The organism is Rahnella sp. R3(2024), assembly GCF_042920125.1.
In the GTDB taxonomy this organism is placed as follows: Bacteria; Pseudomonadota; Gammaproteobacteria; order Enterobacterales; family Enterobacteriaceae; genus Rahnella; species Rahnella rivi.
The window spans coordinates 2,557,531-2,574,757 of record NZ_JBHGBU010000001.1; the positions used below are offsets into that span (position 1 = coordinate 2,557,531).

A 17,227-nucleotide genomic window follows, 5' to 3' on the forward strand; every position below is an offset into this window, starting at 1 on the left:
TCGGTCTGAAATGAAAAAACCGCGTGCGCTGAAAGGGGCACGCGGTTTTTTATTGCCTGCTATTTCCCGCTATTTCCAGTGATCGCGGCACAGCGTGATCCACGCCTGCGCGCTGTGAGAAAGATAGCTGCCGTCATGCCAGATGAGTCCCAGTTGCCACGGCATCAGGGGCGCCAGCGGCAGCCATATCAGCGCGTTTTTATCCAGCCGCTGGCAGATGGGTTCCGGCAGGATCGCCACGCCCATGCCGGTTTGTACCATTGCTGCCAGGAAATCCCATTGTCCGCTGCGGGCAGCAATTTTCGGGATGAAACCCTGCGCGGTGAAGGCGTCCATCAGCTGGCGGTACAGGGCAAAATCTTCGTTGTAAATCAGGATGCTTTCATCTGCCAGCTCACTGAGGGCAATATGGGTACGGTTCTCCCAGTGCGCCGTGCGCGGCACCACCACGCAGAGCGGATGGCTGAACAGCAGCAGTGAAGCGATGGAGGGCACTGCGTCGGCGGGCAGGGCGGTGAGCGCCAGATCCAGCTCACCGGAGATCACCGCCTGCTGCACCGTCAGGCCGCCGAACTCGGAGATGATCAGTTCAATGCCCGGATATTGCTGGCGGAAGGTGCCGATCAGCGGGGCGATTTGTGTGCCGACCATGGGCGGAATGCCCAGGCGCAAATGGCCGGATTTGAGCGAGTTAATGTCTTCGAGTTCCGCTTCCAGCTGACGGAATTCTTCGAGGATATTCAGCCCGCGCTGATACAACGCCTGGCCGCTGTCAGTCAGGCGTAAACGCCGTCCTTCGCGGACAATCAGCGTGCATTCCAGCTCTTCCTCCAGATGACGCAACATTTTGCTGATGGTCGGCTGGGTGACGAACAGCTTCTCTGCCGCGCGGGTGAAGCTCTGCTGGCGAACCACTTCGACGAAATAACGTAGCGTACGGACGTCCATCATTGAGTATTCCGGTTTGGAATCATTTTTATGATTTTAATTCATTTCTTTACCGGTTTCCTGCCAGCGTATACTTCATTTCTTCCCTTTTTTCGCCTTCCGAGGTCTTTCCCATGTTGCTGGCGTTGCGCACTAAAGCGCCGTCCCTGCTGACCCGCTGTCAAATCCCCGTTCAGGTGGTGTTGTACGCGGTGTTATTTGTGATCGCCGATCGTCTCGTTACCGCGCTGCACCTGCCGCTGCCCGCCAATATTGTCGGGATGCTGATGCTTTTATTGCTGATTATGTTTCGCGTATTGCCCCTGAACTGGGTGAAAGCCGGTTCCCGCTGGCTGCTGGCGGAGATGCTGCTGTTTTTCGTGCCCGCCGTGGTGGCGGTGGTGAACTACGCGCAACTGCTGATGATCGAAGGCTGGAAAATCTTTCTGGTGATTGGTGTCAGCACGGTACTGACGCTTGCCGCAACGGCATTAGTGGTAGACCGGGTTTACCGGCTGGAACAACGTCTGGCGGCGAGGAAGGCATCCCGTGACTGATCTGCTCATCAGCATAGTCTGTTTTGTCATCACGCTCGGGCTGTATTACGCCAACAAAAAACTCTACCGCCAGCGCCGCACGTTGCTGCTGATGCCGCTGGTGTTCACGCCGATTGTGCTGGTGGTTCTGCTGGTTGTCACGCACACGTCGTATCAGGATTACATCGGCGAAACCCACTGGCTGCTGTGGCTGCTCGGGCCTTCGACCATCGCGTTTGCGGTGCCGGTTTACGAGAATATGGCGGTGATCCGCCGCCACTGGATGTCGCTGAGCGCGGGCGTGCTGACGGCTATCGTCGTCGCCGTCAGCAGTTCCGTCTGGCTGGCGCGGATGCTGACATTGCCGGAAGAGATCCAGCGCAGTCTGGCGGTACGTTCCATCACCACGCCGTTCGCGCTGGCGGCGGCGAAGCAAATGGGCGGTCAGCCGGATCTGGTGGCGCTGTTTGTGGTGATCACCGGCGTATTTGGTATGGCAGTGGGCGATATGTTGTTTTTGCGTCTGGCGGTGAAAAGCGGTCTGGCGAAAGGTGCCGGGTTTGGCGCGGCTTCCCACGGTGCCGGTACGGCCAGAGCATATGAGCTGGGTGCCGAAGAGGGCGTTGTGGCGAGTCTGGTGATGATGCTGGCGGGTGTGGTGACGGTGGTGATGGCGCCGGTGATTGGGGGAGTGATGTGGTGATGATCTTTTGAAAAAGATCTGAAACGTTTAATTTAAATTCAAATTCAAATTCAAATTCAAATTCAAGGTCGTGGGCGTCGGCCCACACCGACCAGAGACCCGGTAACGCGCGGGCCTCTGGACTCCGCGCTTTTTTAACTGCGCGCTCCGCTCGCAAGCTATGTTTCAGGTACCGCAGCGATAGCCGCAAAATCCCGCCGCTGCGCGGTGCCCTCCCGTCGGGTTACAACCCGCGCAAAAACACGCGCGGTTTTCCACCTCTCCCTCCGGCGTGATTTTTGAAAGCGGCTTCAGGCCTGTACTTCACAACCTCACAACCTCACAACCTTCTTTTCTGAGGGCGATTCAGACATCTTGCTGAACGGAGCGGCCTGGAGACCAAAGGCTCCAGGACCGAGAGAAGGGACCGCGCAGCGGCAAGATGTCCAGCCTGTCGCAGCGGTTTCTGAAACATAGCCTGAGAGCGATAGCGCGTGTTGAAAAAGCGAGGGGAAATCCAAAAGGGGAAAAGCACTTTCCCCTTTTGGGCGGTTTCGGCGCAGTGCGATAAGGGATCACCGCCATTGAGAAACCGAAACTTTTACAATCCTGTTGTTAAACGGCGCGCGTAAACACCGCCCAGTGTTTAATGAATCACCTGTGACAGAAACTCTCTTGTCCTCGCCGATTTCGGATTCGCAAAGAACTCCAGCGGCGGGGCTTCTTCTACGATCTCTCCGCGATCCATAAAGATCACCCGGTCGGCCACGGTGCGGGCAAAGCCCATTTCATGTGTCACACACAACATGGTCATCCCTTCTTCCGCCAGCCCGATCATGGTGTCTAACACTTCTTTCACCATTTCCGGATCCAGCGCGGAGGTCGGTTCGTCGAAGAGCATGATTTTTGGCTTCATGCACAGCGAACGGGCGATGGCCACTCGCTGTTGCTGTCCGCCGGAAAGCTGCCCCGGAAATTTGTTGGCGTGCTCGGCGATACGCACCCGTTTGAGGTAATGCATCGCCAGCTCTTCCGCTTCTTTCTTCGGCATCTTGCGCACCCAGCATGGCGCCAGGGTGCAGTTTTGCAACACGGTCAGATGCGGGAACAGATTAAAATGCTGGAACACCATGCCGACTTCGGTGCGCACCCGTTCGATGTTACGCAAATCATCGTTCAGCTCGGTGCCGTCCACCACAATGCGCCCTTGCTGATGCTCTTCCAGATGGTTGATGCAACGGATGGTGGTCGATTTCCCGGAACCGGAAGGGCCGCACAGCACGATGCGTTCGCGCGGTTTGACGCTCAGATTGATGTCTTTCAAAACGTGGAACTGTCCGTACCACTTATTCACGTTTTCCAGCGTGATCATCATATTTTGTTGTTCAGTGACGTGATGGTCGCTCATGGTTTACCTCAGTGTGCGGAACGTCCGGTGTGAAAGCGTCTTTCCAGATGCTGGCTATAACGCGACATGCTAAAACAGAAAATCCAGTAAACGGCGGCGGCGAAGACGTAGCCTTCGGTCGACATGCCGAGCCACTCGGGATCGACGGTGGCTTGCTGTACGCTGCTGAACAAATCAAACAGGCCGATGATGATCACCAGACTGGTGTCTTTAAACAGCGCGATGATGGTGTTGACCAGACCCGGTATCACCATTTTCAACGCCTGCGGCAGAATGACTAATCCCTGCGTTCTCCAGTAGCCCAGCGCCAGCGATTCTGCGGCTTCGGTCTGGCCTTTCGGCAGCGCCTGCAGGCCACCGCGCACCACTTCCGCCACATACGCCGACTGAAACAGCACCACACCCACCAGCGCACGCACCAGTTTGTCGATACTCGTCCCTTCGGTCATAAACAGCGGCAGCATCACCGAGGACATAAACAGCACGGTGATAAGCGGCACGCCGCGCCAGAATTCGATGAAGATGACCGAGAGGATCCGCACGACAGGCAGACGCGAACGTCGCGCCAGCGCCAGCAGAATGCCCAGCGGTAATGCCCCGGCAATGCCCACTGCGGCGATGATAAGCGTCAGCGTCAGGCCGCCCCACTGGCGGGTTTCAACGCGGGTCAGGCCAAAGAATCCGCCGTACAGCATGAACCAGGTGAAGATCGGGAACAGCACCATCCACACCGCGATGTAACGTCCGCGGCGTGGCGTGGCTTTGAAGAATATCGGTGCCAGCGTCAGCAACCCGACAATCAGCGTGAGGTTGATGCGCCAGCGCTGATCAAACGGATACAGACCATACATAAACTGGCCGAAACGGGCATGGATAAACACCCAGCAGGCACCGGCTTTGGTGCAGTCTGGGCGCGCCGTGCCAACCCAGTTGGCCTGGAAAATAACCCAGTTCAACATCGGAGGGATCACCAGCCACATCAGCCATAAACAAAACAGCGTCAGCAGGCTGTTAAACCAGCTGGAGAACAGATTTTTACGCGCCCATAGCACGGCCGTTCCGACTGGCGTACCGGGCTTCACGGCTCTGACTCCCGGAGGAAGTGTTGTCATCGTCATGGGTTTCCCTTAACGCTCGACCAGCGCGATGCGCCGGTTGTAAATGTTCATCAAAAACGAGATCAGCAGGCTGATGATCAGGTAAACCGACATGGTGATGGCAATGGTTTCAATCGCCTGACCGGTCTGGTTCAGCACGGTACCGGCGAACAGCGACACCATATCCGGGTAGCCAATCGCGGCGGCCAGAGAGGAGTTTTTGACGATGTTCAGATACTGGCTGGTCAGCGGCGGAATAATCACCCGCATCGCCTGCGGTAAAATTACCTGACGCAGGGTAACCGGATTCGGCAGGCCGAGTGAGCGCGCTGCTTCATGCTGGCCGTGCGAAACCGACTGAATCCCGGAGCGGATCACTTCGGCGATAAACGTGGAGGTGTACACCGACAGCGCCAGCGTTAACGCCGCCAGTTCCGGGATCAGCACCATGCCGCCCCGGAAGTTGAACCCGCGCAGTGCAGGCACATCCCAGTGAACTGCCGGCCCGAAAATCAGGTGCGCCAGCGCAGGGAAAACCACCAGCATCAGGATTGCCCACGGCCAGATACGCCAGACGCGCCCGGTGTGGATCTGCCGAAAATGGTTGTAACGCCTGAGGGCAAAAATACCGAACACCGCCAGCAGCAGGGCGATAAAACCGGCCAGACTGCCCGGCGATAACTCCGGTGACGGCAGGTACAAACCACGGTTGCTGACGAATGCCAGATCAAATGCGTTGAGGCTTTGACGCGGGCCAGGCAGGTTGCGCAGGACGGCGAAGTACCAGAAGAAGATTTGCAGCAGGGGAGGAATGTTACGGAATATCTCGATGTAGACCGTCGAGACTTTACGGATCAGCCAGTTATCAGAGAGACGGCCTAATCCGATGATAAACCCGATAATCGATGCGAACACGATACACAGCGCAGAAACCAGCAGGGTGTTGAGCAGGCCGATAACAAAAACGCGGGCGTAGGTGTCGCCTTCCTGGTAGTCAATAAGATGCTGAACAATGCCGAAACCGGCACCTTTTTCAAGAAATGCAAATCCCGAGGTGATCCCTCGTGTAGTCAGATTGGTAATGGTGTTGTGGAGCAGGTAACCGAGACAGGCTACCAGCAACACCACCGCGAAAATTTGGTAAATCCAGGCTCGTACGGCTGGATTGGTCAGCGAGAACGAACCTTTTCCGGTTGGGCGTTGCGACATAGTGGATGGCCTTTAGCAATCTATCACCGGGAAGTGATGCACCGGGGAACGGCCGGTGCATCAACATCCTTAAACACTTTATTATTCAAACACGTTGGTGATGAAGGGTATTAACGGACCGGTGGTGCGTACTGGATGCCGCCTTTATTCCACAATGCGTTCTGACCACGTTTGATTTTCAGCTCACTGCCCTGACCGACGTTGCGTTCAAAGCTTTCGCCGTAGTTACCGACTTGTTTGACGATTTTCACCACCCAGTCGTTAGGCACTTTCAGATCTGCACCGTAAGTCCCGGTTTTACCGAGCAGGTTGCTCATGTCCGGCGTGGTCGGGTTAGCGGCCAGCTGCTCAACGTTGGCAGATGTCACGCCCATCTCTTCGGCATTCAGCATGGCGAACAGGGACCAGCGCACTACGGCCAGCCAGTCTTCATCACCACGGCGAACAACCGGACCCAGAGGTTCTTTAGAAATCACTTCCGGCAGCACGATGAACTCATCCGGTTTACCCAGTTTGATGCGCAGTGCGTAGAGCTGAGACTGGTCAGAGGCCAGGGTGTCGCAGCGGCCTGAGTCCAGCGCTTTGGCACTTTCATCAGAGCGGTCGAAGGTGACCGGGGTGTAAGTCATTTTGTTGGCTTTGAAGTAGTCAGCCACGTTCAGCTCAGTATCAGTACCGGCTTGCAGACATACCGTCGCGCCATCGAGTTCTTTCGCGCTTTTCAGGCCCGCTTTCTGATGTGTCAGGAAGCCGATGCCGTCGTAGTAGTTGACGCCCGCGAAGATCATCCCCATGCCCGCGTCGCGGGAAGAGGTCCAGGTGGTGTTACGGGACAAGATATCCACTTCGCCAGATTGCAGGGCGGTAAAACGCTCTTTCGCGGTCAGCGGGGTGTATTTCACTTTCTCAGCATCGCCAAACACGGCAGCGGCCACTGCGCGGCAGACGTCAACGTCAAGACCGGTGAATTTGCCTTTGGAGTCCGCGTAGGAGAAACCCGGCAAACCATCACTGATGCCGCATTGAACAAAACCTTTCTTTTTGACTGCATCCAGAGTGGTACCTGCATGAGCCTGACCAGCCAGTGTCACGAAGCTTGCTGCGGCAATCAGCGTAGAGAGCAATATTTTTTTCATTAAGCGTCCTGTGAGACAAAACTGAGAATTATTATTGTGTGAGTGCCTGAGCACCCTGTCTGTTTTGGGGCGTCGCCCTCTGCTCCTGTCATTGCAAAGGGAGTGCCAACATCGAAAAAACGTCCAACAATCTAGTCACAGTAGGGAAATGCTCAGTAACATTGATGGGCGTTATGAAATGTATTGCCCTGTTTCAGTGCGCGGTCAATGTGACTGCCGTAAAACAGTGCGGATAATTTCAATACTGGAGTGGAGAGCACAGAATGCTAACCCGCTTTGTTTCGATTCCGGAGGAAAGAGAACCGGCAGATGTCGTCAGAGTGGATTTCGCGCAGGGGATTGATCAAGGCGGGGGAAGTGTTGTGACAGGCGGCAGTTTAGCCACTGCATCACAAGGCAATAAAAAACCCGCACGAAGCGGGTTTTGCAGGCAAACCGGACAGGTTATTCAGGCTGGCTTTTGCTGCCCGCAATCAGTTTACGCGCGGCAGCGATCTGGTCGTTGTCCGGTGTTTTAGGTTTGGCTTTGTTGAGCGCGGTGCTGAGGCTGGAGCGCCCCCAGAGATCAAAACTGTCGTCATCTTTGAGGTGATCAAAGATGGAAGGGGCTGCGTCTGGTTTTTTCGCCATGAGGAATACCGCTCTCTTATTGGATGTTGTTCAGTTCAGTCGTCAATGAAAAAGCCCGACGCGGTGGCATCGGGCTTGATGTGATATCAGGCTATCGGTAAAGCGACGGCGTGCCCGCCGGGCGGGTTTTGAAGCGGCGATGCAGCCACAGATACTGATCGGGCGCCCGCATGATTTCGGTTTCGATGACGCGGTTCATGTAAGCCGCCGCGGCCATTTCATCGTCAATCGGGTAATCCTGCAATGCCGGTTGAATCACCAGATCATAACCTTTCGCGGCCGGTTTACGCACCAGCACCACGGTGACCAGTGCCGGTTTAGCCAGTCTTGCCAGCATGTAGGTTCCGCTGGTGGTTGCGGCTTCATCGACGGCAAACAGCGGCGCAAAAACGCTGCCGCGCGGACCGTAATCCTGATCTGGTGCAAACCAGACGGCTTCGCCCTTTTTCAGCGCATGAACCATGCCGCGTAAATCTTTGCGATCCAGCATCGCTTTGTTAGAACGCATGCGACCCCAGGTCTGCACAAATTCCATCGCTTTGTTGTTGTGCGGTCGGTACATCGCCATCATCGGCTGACATAATCCCATCGCGCGGCCACCGAGTTCCAGTGACATAAAATGCACGCCGATGACCAGCACACCCTGATTATTTTCCTGCGCTTTTTTAAGGTTATGCAGGCCGCTGACGTCGAACCAGCGTTTGACCCGGGCGTCTGACCAGAACCAGGCCATGCCGGTTTCCAGTAAGCCCATGCCAAGAGATTCAAAGTTACTGACGATTCTGGCTTCAACCTGTTCAGACGAGAGATCAGGGAAACACAGCTGTAAATTGCGGCGGGTTATCGACACGCGGCGTTTCAGGAAACGCATGGACGTGCGGCCAAGCCAGACGCCTAAACGGTATAACACCGGATAAGGAAGCTGAACCAGAAGGAACAGAACGCCGAGACCGAACCAGGTCAGCCAGTAGCGGGGATGTAAAAACGAAGCGCGAAATCGTGGAGATGTCATAAATGCCTAATCATCTGCATAAAGAAACCGGGGTAACGCGTGAGTAAAAAGTTCGGCGCGGTACGGATTATCCTGCAAATAGTGGGACAACACGTGTCTGAAAACGTTTAAAAAACGACGCCCGTTGACGCATTTTTTACACTAACAGACAGTACATTTTTTTTAGAGGACGGGATCGCGATGCTGAGTGCTGTCCGTAGGCGATGAGCGGGGCGAATACGACTCTGATGGAAAGTATAACATGTTCTCCGGCGGTTCCGGAGAGGGTAATTGTCCGATAAACAGGCAAATCGACGTCCTTTTTTAGACGTTTTAAACAACTGATGTAAAACAATACGAATGGCGGTTTTTCACCTCTGAGTACCGGCTCAACACCGCCAGGCTTAAACGGCATACTTCGGTGAAAAAGTATGCCGGAAACGTTTTCAGCGGTAGAGCGGATTGCTCATTACCGAGTAACGGCCGCTGCCGTAAAGTGCGATAACAAGGGCGGCCATAAAGTAGTAAACAATATCTTCAATCGCCCAGGCACCGACCGGCGTCAGCGCGAAGGTGTGGTGCACACCCACCATCAGCCAGGCGACCACCATTGTGGCTGCCGCCGACAGCGCAGCGAGGCGGGTGAAGATGCCGAGGATCATCATGATCGGGGCAATCACTTCGCCAATGATCACGCCGTAGGCAACAAACGCGGGAATACCATAACCCGCCAGCATGCCCTGAATGCCGCCCAGACCGTCGTGCAACTTATGCCAGCCGTGAAAAATCAGCAGGCCGTAGGTGATACGTAACAGCAAAATAGCCAGATCCGGCTTGTTCAGCGCAGCGGTAAAACGCATATAAAGTTGCTTCATTGTTGCCACTCCCCAGAGACATTTTTTGTTCCTCTAAAGTAATTCCTAATGGCGGAATGAATGAGAGAATTATTCTCATTTGGCTTGATCTGGGTTAGGTTTTGAGCAGATTTACAGGAAGGGGTGTTGCCGGATGACACATAAACAAAAAAGGCGCTCTCCTTGCGGAAAAGCGCCTTTTCAAGACAATGACTGATTAGTATCAGTTCATGCCGTATTTTTTCAGTTTCTTACGCAGCGTACCGCGGTTGATACCCATCATCAGGGCCGCACGAGTCTGGTTGCCACGGGTGTACTGCATCACCATGTCCAACAGTGGCTGTTCAACTTCAGCCAATACCAACTCATACAGGTCATTCACGTCCTGACCATTCAATTGAGCGAAATAGCCCTTAAGTGCTTGTTTTACCGAGTCACGCAGAGGCTTTTGAGTCACCTGATCTTGTGAGTTTACGGTAGAAACGGTCAGTACGTCAGAATTCACGCGTTGTTCGAACATAGTTCTGTCAGCTCTTTTTTGTTACGCAAGATTTTCGAAATATGCTTCCAACGCCTCCAGCTGTTCGCTGGCATCCTCTATGGCGTTGAAGGAGCGCCGAAACTGGTCACTCGGGGCATGTTCCTGGAGATACCATGAAACATGCTTACGGGCGATACGGAATCCCTTGCCTTGACCGTAAAAGTCGTGCAATTCCCGTACGTGCCCTATTAACAAGCGCTGTACCTCACCCAAAGGCGGTGGCGGTAACAGTTCCCCTGTGTCCAGATAGTGCTGGATTTCCCGGAAGATCCAGGGTCTCCCCTGAGCGGCACGTCCTATCATCAGAGCATCAGCTCCGGTGTAGTCGAGCACCGCTCTGGCTTTATGCGGGTCAGTTATGTCGCCATTCGCGATAATCGGAATGGAAACACTCTGCTTAACTGTCCGAATACTGTCGTACTCTGCATCTCCATTGAAGAGACAGGCACGGGTTCGGCCATGAATAGTCAGGGCCTGAATTCCACAGTCTTCAGCCAATTGGGCAATTTGTACACAGTTACGGTGTTCCGGTGCCCAACCAGTACGAATTTTCAACGTGACTGGCACATCTACCGCGTTTACGACGGCAGTGAGGATCTGTTTGACCAAATCCGGATACTGCAAGAGCGCAGATCCTGCCAGTTTGCGGTTCACTTTCTTGGCCGGGCAGCCCATATTGATGTCAATGATCTGCGCACCGCTCGCCACATTAATTCGGGCGGCAGCCGCCATATCTTCGGGATCACAACCGGCAATTTGCACGGCTCGGATACCCGGTTCATCGTTATGCACCATACGCAATCGGGACTTGTCCGTCCGCCACACCTCCGGATTGGAGGAGAGCATTTCGGATACAGCCATCCCAGCACCCATCGCATGACATAAGGCACGAAACGGTCGGTCTGTTATACCGGCCATAGGGGCCGCAATCAGGCAATTTGTAAGCTGGTGGTGTCCGATGCGCATAGACTTAGAATGACCATACTGATGTCCGCAAGGGCGCGTATATTACGCATTTTTGATGTGAGATGAAAGGCCAAACTTTGAGCGATTTGATAAGAAAATGCCTAACCGCGATGAATATGAAGGGTGGCGAGGTTTTTTATTGTGTATTTACATCAGGTTAAGTCATTTTGGTTAAATTGTGCGCTTGAATAAATTCCTAATTTCTCTCTAAATCAGCCCGTTATAGCAGGTGATTCTAAGGGCTTGATCGTCGTTTTAAGCATCAACAACCACAAAATTCCGTGATTCAGATCGCCTGATGGTCAGAAAATGACTCTTTTTTGGAAAGAAAAAATGACAGAGGGGAGACGCGCGGAGCAAACCCGCGCTTTCTGCATAATCAGAAAGCGCGGGTAATGCTTATCAGGCTTTTTTAACACCCGTAATGCGGCACCATTCTTCTTTCTCGGCGACCGGATCCAGTTCGAACAGGTCCTGGTACGCATCGGCCACGCTTTGCGCCTGGCTCGCCAGAATGCCGGACAACCCGAGATGCCCCCCCGCGACCGGCAGCACACTGATCAGCGGTGCCAGTTCACGCAGCGGGCCTGCAAGGATGTTAGCGACCACGACGTCGGCAGACAGGTTCTCGGGCTGGTCTTTTGGCAGATACAGCGACAGACGCTCTGAGACGCCGTTACGTTCGGCGTTATCACGGCTGGCCTGAATCGCCTGCGGATCGATGTCGATGCCGACCACGTGTTTCGCACCCAGCTTCAGCGCGGCGATCGCCAGAATGCCGGAGCCGCAACCAAAGTCGATCACGGTTTTGTCGGTCAGATCGAGGCTGTCGAGCCATTGCAGGCACATGGCGGTGGTCGGGTGGGTGCCGGTTCCAAATGCCAGACCCGGATCCAGCATCACGTTGACGGCGGTGGGATCCGGCACATCGCGCCAGCTCGGGCAAATCCACAGACGCTCGCCAAAACGCATCGGGTGGAAGTTATCCATCCATTCGCGTTCCCAGTCTTTGTCTTCCAGCTGTTCGATTTTGTGCACGAAACCTTTGCCCAGCAGCGGTTCGTTCTCCAGCATCGCCACCACGTCTTCCATGTTGGTTTCTGCGTCATACAGGCCGATAGCATCGGTATCGCCCCACAGCAGGGTTTCGCCCGGCAGGGGTTCAAACACCGGATTATCATGGGTATCGAGGAACGTGACAGACACTGCACCACTTTCGATAAGCGCGTCGCTCAGCGTTTCCGCGTCATTACCGGTGGTGTTAATTTTCAATTGGATCCAAGGCATAGCGATTCTCTTCCTAGCAATCTGTTAAATCAGTGCCGCCCGGTCAGGACGGCTTGAGTTCGGTTTCGCGTGGCTGTACGCCAAATTTATTGCCGATGTAAAACGCCAGCAGGCTCAGCGACAGCGACGGCACAATCGGATGCAGACCCGCAATGTGCAGGTCGATACTGGCAAGCAGGGTATAACAAACGGCGCCAACAATCATTGAGCTCAGTGCGCCGGTGGCGTTCGCCCGCTCCCAGTAAAGGCCGAGCACCAGCGGCCACAGGAATACGGCTTCCAGCCCGCCGAAGGCCAGCAGGTTAAGCCAGATGATCATTTCAGGTGGACGCCAGGCGGCCAGAACCACCAGTAAACCGAGAATAAACGTTGCCCAGCTGGAGAAGCGCTTTAACCGTCGCTCATTGGTGATTTGCTCCGGCCTGACGCCGAGATACAGATCTTTAACGATAGTCGCCGAGGACTGTAAAAGCTGGGCGTTGATGGTCGACATAATGGCGGCCATCGGGGCAGCCAGGAAAATGCCGGCAGCGTAAGGCGGCAGCACGGTGATCATCAGAGTCGGGATCACCTGATCTGGAATTTTTAAATCCGGCAGGACCGCGCGGCCGAGCGCACCGGCCAGATGCATACCGAGCATCAGCACGGCGACCACAATGGTGCCGAGTACGATACCGCGATGGACGGCTTTGCTGTCTTTATAAGAGATGCAGCGCACGGCAGTGTGCGGCAGACCTATGACCCCAAAGCACACTAAAATCCAGAATGACGCCATAAACGCCAGAGAAAGCACATCATCTCCTCCGTGAACAGACACCAGTTTCGGGTCGATCTGTTGCAGTTTATCGACCGCACTGTGCAGGCCGCCGGCAGCATGGATCACCGCGAACAGCAGCAAAATGGTGCCCAGCAGCATCACCAGCCCCTGCATCGCATCGTTGAGTACGCTGGCACGGAAACCGCCAAATGACGTGTAGAGCGCGATACTGATGCCGAAAATCAGCAGGCCGGTGTCGTAAGGAATACCGGCTGCCGTCTCCAGCAGACGCGCGCCGCCGATGAACTGCACGGTCATTGCCCCGAGGAACGCCACCAGCAGGCTGAGGCTCGCCAGCCAGACCAGCAGACGGCTCTGATAGCGTGCAAACAGCATGTCGTTGAGCGTCACGGCGTTGTAACGTCGCGCCAGAATAGCGAATTTTTTACCTAACACGCCGAGCGAAAGCCAGACCGCCGGCAACTGGATCATCGCCAGCAACACCCAGCCAAGGCCGAATTTGTACGCCGCGCCGGGACCGCCGATAAACGAACTGGCGCTGATGTACGTGGCGGTGAGGGTCATCGCCAGAACGAAACCGCCCATCGAACGGTTACCGAGGAAATACTCCGTCAGGAAGCTGCCTTGCTGGCGGCGCGTATAGGCGTATACCGAAAGCCCGAAGACCAGCAGCAGATAGGCGATCAGCGGTAATAAAACTTCAGTCTGCATGGTGATCCTCCAGCGGAATATCGCGGTAAATCACGCGAACCATCAGCCAGCTCAACAGGATAAAAATCAGCGGGACCAGAAGGCAGGCCATTTCAAACCAGTGCGGAAGACCGGTGATGCCCTGTTTGTCATCAGGAATATAGGCGGCAAAACTCCACGCCAGCAGATAAGCAATCGTCAGCCCGAATGCCCAGCGGGCTTCCCGGTTGGCTTGCAGAAAACGTTTATCAGATCTCATTTTCTTCTCCCCCCAAACGTAAAAAAGGCCGGAATATCCGGCCTTGATAAAAGAGTACGCAACGGTACGGTCTTTTTATTTTTCCTGCAAACCGAGTTTTTTCTCCAGATAGTGGATGTTGGTTCCACCGTGCTGGAAGTTCTCGTCGTCCATAATACGCATTTGCAGTTCAATGTTGGTCTTGATGCCGTCGATGATCAGCTCTGCCAGTGCATTTTTCATGCGGGCAATGGCCACTTCACGGGTTTCGCCGTAAGTGATCAGTTTACCAATCATGGAATCGTAGTACGGAGGCACAGTGTAGCCTGCGTAAATGTGCGATTCCCAACGAACACCGAAGCCGCCAGGTGCGTGGAAGCGGGTGATTTTGCCTGGGCTTGGCAGGAAGGTGTTTGGATCTTCCGCGTTAATACGGCATTCCACCGCATGGCCTTTGACTTTCACTTCGCTTTGTTTGATCGACAGTGGCTGGCCGGACGCAATGCGCAGCTGCTCTTTGATCAAATCCACACCGGTGATCATCTCGGTAACCGGATGCTCAACCTGGATACGGGTGTTCATTTCGATGAAGAAGAACTCGCCGTTTTCGTACAGGAACTCGAAAGTACCCGCGCCACGGTAGCCAATATCCACACAGGCTTTTGAACAACGTTCGCCGATGAAACGACGCAGTTCTTCAGTGATGCCTGGTGCTGGCGCTTCTTCAACGACTTTCTGGTGACGACGCTGCATGGAGCAGTCACGTTCAGCCAGATAGACCGCATTGCCCTGACCATCGGCCAGTACCTGAATTTCCACGTGACGTGGATTTTCGAGGTATTTCTCCATGTACACCATGTCGTTGTTGAAAGCCGCTTTGGCTTCAGCACGGGTCATGTTGATGGACTGCTCGAGATCTTTGTCGCTGCGCACAACGCGCATACCACGACCACCGCCGCCGCCAGAGGCTTTGATGATGACCGGATAGCCGATGCGTTTTGCGAAGCCACGGTTTTGATCCATGTCGTCACCCAGCGGGCCATCGGAGCCAGGTACACAAGGTACGCCTGCCGCTTTCATGGCATGGATTGCAGAAACTTTGTCGCCCATCAGGCGGATAGTTTCGGCTTTCGGGCCGATGAAGATGAAGCCGGAACGTTCAACCTGCTCGGCGAAATCTGCGTTTTCGGACAAGAAACCATAGCCAGGGTGGATAGCCACCGCGCCAGTGATTTCCGCCGCAGCGATGATTGCCGGGATGTTCAGATAGCTTTTTACTGAAGGTGCCGGGCCGATACAGACGGTTTCGTCTGCCAGCAGCACGTGTTTCAGGTCACGGTCAGCGGTGGAGTGCACAGCAACGGTTTTGATGCCCATTTCTTTACAGGCACGCAAAATGCGCAGAGCGATCTCGCCGCGGTTCGCGATAACAATTTTATCTACCATGGTACGCCTCGTTATTCGATGACGACCAGCGGCTCGTCGAATTCAACCGGTTGGCCGCTTTCTACCAGAATTGCTTTAACAACGCCGGATTTGTCTGCTTCGATTTGGTTCATCATTTTCATCGCTTCAACGATACACAGGGTATCGCCGGCGTTCACTTTCTGACCCACTTCGATGAAGGCTTTCGCGTCCGGGCTTGGCGTGCGGTAGAAGGTACCTACCATCGGGGAGCGAACGATGTGACCACTGATTGCAGCCGGAGCAGCGGCTTCAGCAGGTGCAGCTGGAGCAACCGCAGCAGCCAGACCTGGCTGCTGTTGAACAGGCATAGCATAAGCCTGTTGCATCATAGGATAAGCCTGCGCAGGTGCAGCACGGCTGATACGAACTGACTCTTCACCTTCAGAAATTTCCAGTTCAGAAATACCTGATTCTTCAACCAGTTCGATCAGTTTTTTAATTTTACGAATATCCATGGGTGTGATTCCGTACTCTTTTTGCGTAGAAATTAGTGGGTTTTAGACAAGCGATTAACCGCTGCCTGTAAAGCAAAGTGGTAGCCGTCTGCGCCAAGTCCGCAGATGACACCCACTGCGATGTCGGAAAGATAGGAATGATGCCGGAAAGCTTCGCGCGCATGTACATTCGACAGATGGATCTCGATAAACGGAATCGACACCCCCAGTAATGCATCGCGTAGTGCCACGCTGGTATGGGTAAAGGCCGCGGGATTGATCAAAATAAAATCGACGTTTCCGCGTGCCTGATGAATGCGTTCAATCAGGACATGTTCTGCATTGGATTGCAGATGGCTCAGTGCCACATCAGCGGCAGCAGCCTGCGTTTCCAAACCTTTAACAATATCGTTGAGCGTGGTGTGTCCGTACGTTTCAGGCTCACGGGTCCCTAACAAATTCAGGTTAGGACCGTTCAGTAGCAAAATGTCAAACTTATGCGCCATTGTGAGCCTATCTCCGGCAATTAGACAAAGATTGTAGAAAATACCCTGATGTCACCGATTTGTCACCTGTTTCGCGGCAAATCGTCCCGTCTCCTCGACATGAGGTCGGGCATTATAATGATATCGTGGCAATTAGCAGCTAAATACTGGTCTTATCAGCGAAGATAATCAACCCTCGTCCGGTAGCAGAGCGTTGATTTTCAGAAATTATGAGGGGCAGAATGCAGAAAAGTTCCACGGCTTATCGCAGCCACTGGCGGAATTTTTTGTAACGCAGGGCCAGCAGGATGGCGGCGATCGTCGCGTAGATCACCGGTTGCGGAGATAGCACTTTCACCGACCATAGGTAGTGGATCGGTGCAAGAATGGCGATCAGATAGATAAAGTTGTGCAACTTCTGCCACGCAGCGCCCAGTTTACGTTGTGCCCACAGCGTCGAGGTGCAGGCCAGCGCCAGCAGAAGGATCCAGCTGATGATACCGAGAGTGAGATAGGGCCGGGAAATCAGTTCACTGCCCAGCAGGCGGATATTGTTGACGCCAAGTTCGAGGAACGAATAACTCAGAAGATGCAGCGTGCCCCAGGCAAAACACCACAACCCGAGCAGACGGCGGGTTCGGATCAGTAAGGGTTGTTTGCCGTAACGCGCAACCGGGGTGACCAGCAGGGTGACCAGTAAAAATTTCAGCGTCATCCTGCCGGTAAAGTGTTGTATATCTTTCGCCGGATCGGCGCTGAACCAGCCCTGATCGACAGAAAGCAGCAGCCAGAGAAAAGGCAGAATGGCAGCAAGATAGATAATCACCTTCAGCCAGGTAATATTGGCGGGGGACAAACGGCGCATCGTGGC

General features: G+C 54.4%; 19 protein-coding genes. 2 read left to right on the forward strand and 17 right to left on the reverse strand.

Translation table 11 applies throughout. The annotated features are described in order from the left end of the window. Window positions 1–69: 69 nt before the first annotated feature. Entirely contained in the window at window positions 70–948 is an 879-nt protein-coding gene (locus ABSH60_RS11580) for a LysR family transcriptional regulator (protein WP_122094612.1), read from the reverse strand. A 113-nt stretch (window positions 949–1,061) separates the two neighbouring features. Between ABSH60_RS11580 and ABSH60_RS11585 the strand changes: the two genes are divergently transcribed. Next, the gene (locus ABSH60_RS11585) at window positions 1,062–1,484 is read left to right on the forward strand and encodes a CidA/LrgA family protein (protein ID WP_183848359.1); all 423 of its coding nucleotides are present in this window, start codon (window positions 1,062–1,064) and stop codon (window positions 1,482–1,484) included. Further along, window positions 1,477–2,166 carry an LrgB family protein gene (locus ABSH60_RS11590; RefSeq protein ID WP_390974046.1) on the forward strand — a complete coding sequence of 230 codons (690 nt, stop codon included), beginning with the start codon at window positions 1,477–1,479 and terminating at the stop codon, window positions 2,164–2,166. The genes ABSH60_RS11585 and ABSH60_RS11590 overlap by 8 nt, the downstream gene beginning before the upstream one ends. A 625-nt stretch (window positions 2,167–2,791) precedes the next feature. On the opposite strand, the gene ABSH60_RS11595 is transcribed toward ABSH60_RS11590, so the two are convergent. From ABSH60_RS11595 to msrQ, 16 genes are all read right to left on the reverse strand, one after another. After that, window positions 2,792–3,553 carry an amino acid ABC transporter ATP-binding protein gene (locus tag ABSH60_RS11595; RefSeq protein ID WP_056776143.1) on the reverse strand — a complete coding sequence of 254 codons (762 nt, stop codon included), beginning with the start codon at window positions 3,551–3,553 and terminating at the stop codon, window positions 2,792–2,794. An 8-nt stretch (window positions 3,554–3,561) separates the two neighbouring features. Continuing rightward, on the reverse strand, window positions 3,562–4,671 hold the full coding sequence (locus ABSH60_RS11600; RefSeq protein WP_390974048.1) for an ABC transporter permease subunit: 1,110 nt from the start codon (window positions 4,669–4,671) through the stop codon (window positions 3,562–3,564). Between the two features lie 9 nt (window positions 4,672–4,680). After that, on the reverse strand, window positions 4,681–5,859 hold the full coding sequence (locus ABSH60_RS11605; protein WP_056776147.1) for an amino acid ABC transporter permease: 1,179 nt from the start codon (window positions 5,857–5,859) through the stop codon (window positions 4,681–4,683). Between the two features lie 110 nt (window positions 5,860–5,969). Beyond that, complete coding sequence (locus ABSH60_RS11610; RefSeq protein WP_056776148.1) at window positions 5,970–6,995, reverse strand: amino acid ABC transporter substrate-binding protein; 1,026 nt, start codon at window positions 6,993–6,995, stop codon at window positions 5,970–5,972. Window positions 6,996–7,439: 444 nt separating this feature from the next. After that, window positions 7,440–7,625: a hypothetical protein gene (locus tag ABSH60_RS11615; protein ID WP_217204484.1), complete on the reverse strand. Its 186-nt coding sequence runs from the start codon at window positions 7,623–7,625 to the stop codon at window positions 7,440–7,442. Between the two features lie 91 nt (window positions 7,626–7,716). After that, on the reverse strand, window positions 7,717–8,637 hold the full coding sequence (gene lpxP, locus ABSH60_RS11620) for a kdo(2)-lipid IV(A) palmitoleoyltransferase (RefSeq protein WP_056776152.1): 921 nt from the start codon (window positions 8,635–8,637) through the stop codon (window positions 7,717–7,719). Window positions 8,638–9,062: 425 nt separating this feature from the next. Beyond that, window positions 9,063–9,491: a DoxX family protein gene (locus ABSH60_RS11625; RefSeq protein ID WP_056776155.1), complete on the reverse strand. Its 429-nt coding sequence runs from the start codon at window positions 9,489–9,491 to the stop codon at window positions 9,063–9,065. Window positions 9,492–9,693: 202 nt separating this feature from the next. After that, entirely contained in the window at window positions 9,694–9,990 is a 297-nt protein-coding gene (fis, locus tag ABSH60_RS11630; RefSeq protein ID WP_004097144.1) for a DNA-binding transcriptional regulator Fis, read from the reverse strand. A 21-nt stretch (window positions 9,991–10,011) separates the two neighbouring features. Then, window positions 10,012–10,977 carry a tRNA dihydrouridine synthase DusB gene (gene dusB / locus ABSH60_RS11635; RefSeq protein WP_112168396.1) on the reverse strand — a complete coding sequence of 322 codons (966 nt, stop codon included), beginning with the start codon at window positions 10,975–10,977 and terminating at the stop codon, window positions 10,012–10,014. A 402-nt stretch (window positions 10,978–11,379) separates the two neighbouring features. Next, window positions 11,380–12,264, reverse strand: coding sequence for a 50S ribosomal protein L11 methyltransferase (gene prmA / locus ABSH60_RS11640; protein ID WP_122094494.1), 885 nt, complete (start codon window positions 12,262–12,264; stop codon window positions 11,380–11,382). 43 nt (window positions 12,265–12,307) lie between these two features. Next, a complete protein-coding gene (panF, locus tag ABSH60_RS11645; protein ID WP_390974052.1) occupies window positions 12,308–13,753 on the reverse strand; it encodes a sodium/pantothenate symporter in 1,446 nt (481 codons plus the stop codon). Continuing rightward, the gene (locus ABSH60_RS11650) at window positions 13,743–13,991 is read right to left on the reverse strand and encodes a YhdT family protein (RefSeq protein ID WP_122094492.1); all 249 of its coding nucleotides are present in this window, start codon (window positions 13,989–13,991) and stop codon (window positions 13,743–13,745) included. Before ABSH60_RS11650 ends, panF begins: the two co-directional genes overlap by 11 nt. A gap of 75 nt (window positions 13,992–14,066) precedes the next feature. After that, window positions 14,067–15,416 (reverse strand): acetyl-CoA carboxylase biotin carboxylase subunit, encoded by a 1,350-nt coding sequence (gene accC, locus ABSH60_RS11655; protein WP_056776169.1) that lies wholly within the window; start codon window positions 15,414–15,416, stop codon window positions 14,067–14,069. Window positions 15,417–15,427: 11 nt separating this feature from the next. Continuing rightward, complete coding sequence (gene accB, locus ABSH60_RS11660; RefSeq protein WP_056776171.1) at window positions 15,428–15,892, reverse strand: acetyl-CoA carboxylase biotin carboxyl carrier protein; 465 nt, start codon at window positions 15,890–15,892, stop codon at window positions 15,428–15,430. Between the two features lie 32 nt (window positions 15,893–15,924). Continuing rightward, window positions 15,925–16,377, reverse strand: a complete 453-nt coding sequence (gene aroQ, locus ABSH60_RS11665) for a type II 3-dehydroquinate dehydratase (protein ID WP_112168390.1) — start codon at window positions 16,375–16,377, stop codon at window positions 15,925–15,927. Between the two features lie 241 nt (window positions 16,378–16,618). Next, the gene (msrQ, locus tag ABSH60_RS11670) at window positions 16,619–17,221 is read right to left on the reverse strand and encodes a protein-methionine-sulfoxide reductase heme-binding subunit MsrQ (RefSeq protein ID WP_056776175.1); all 603 of its coding nucleotides are present in this window, start codon (window positions 17,219–17,221) and stop codon (window positions 16,619–16,621) included. Between the last annotated feature and the right edge of the window lie 6 nt (window positions 17,222–17,227).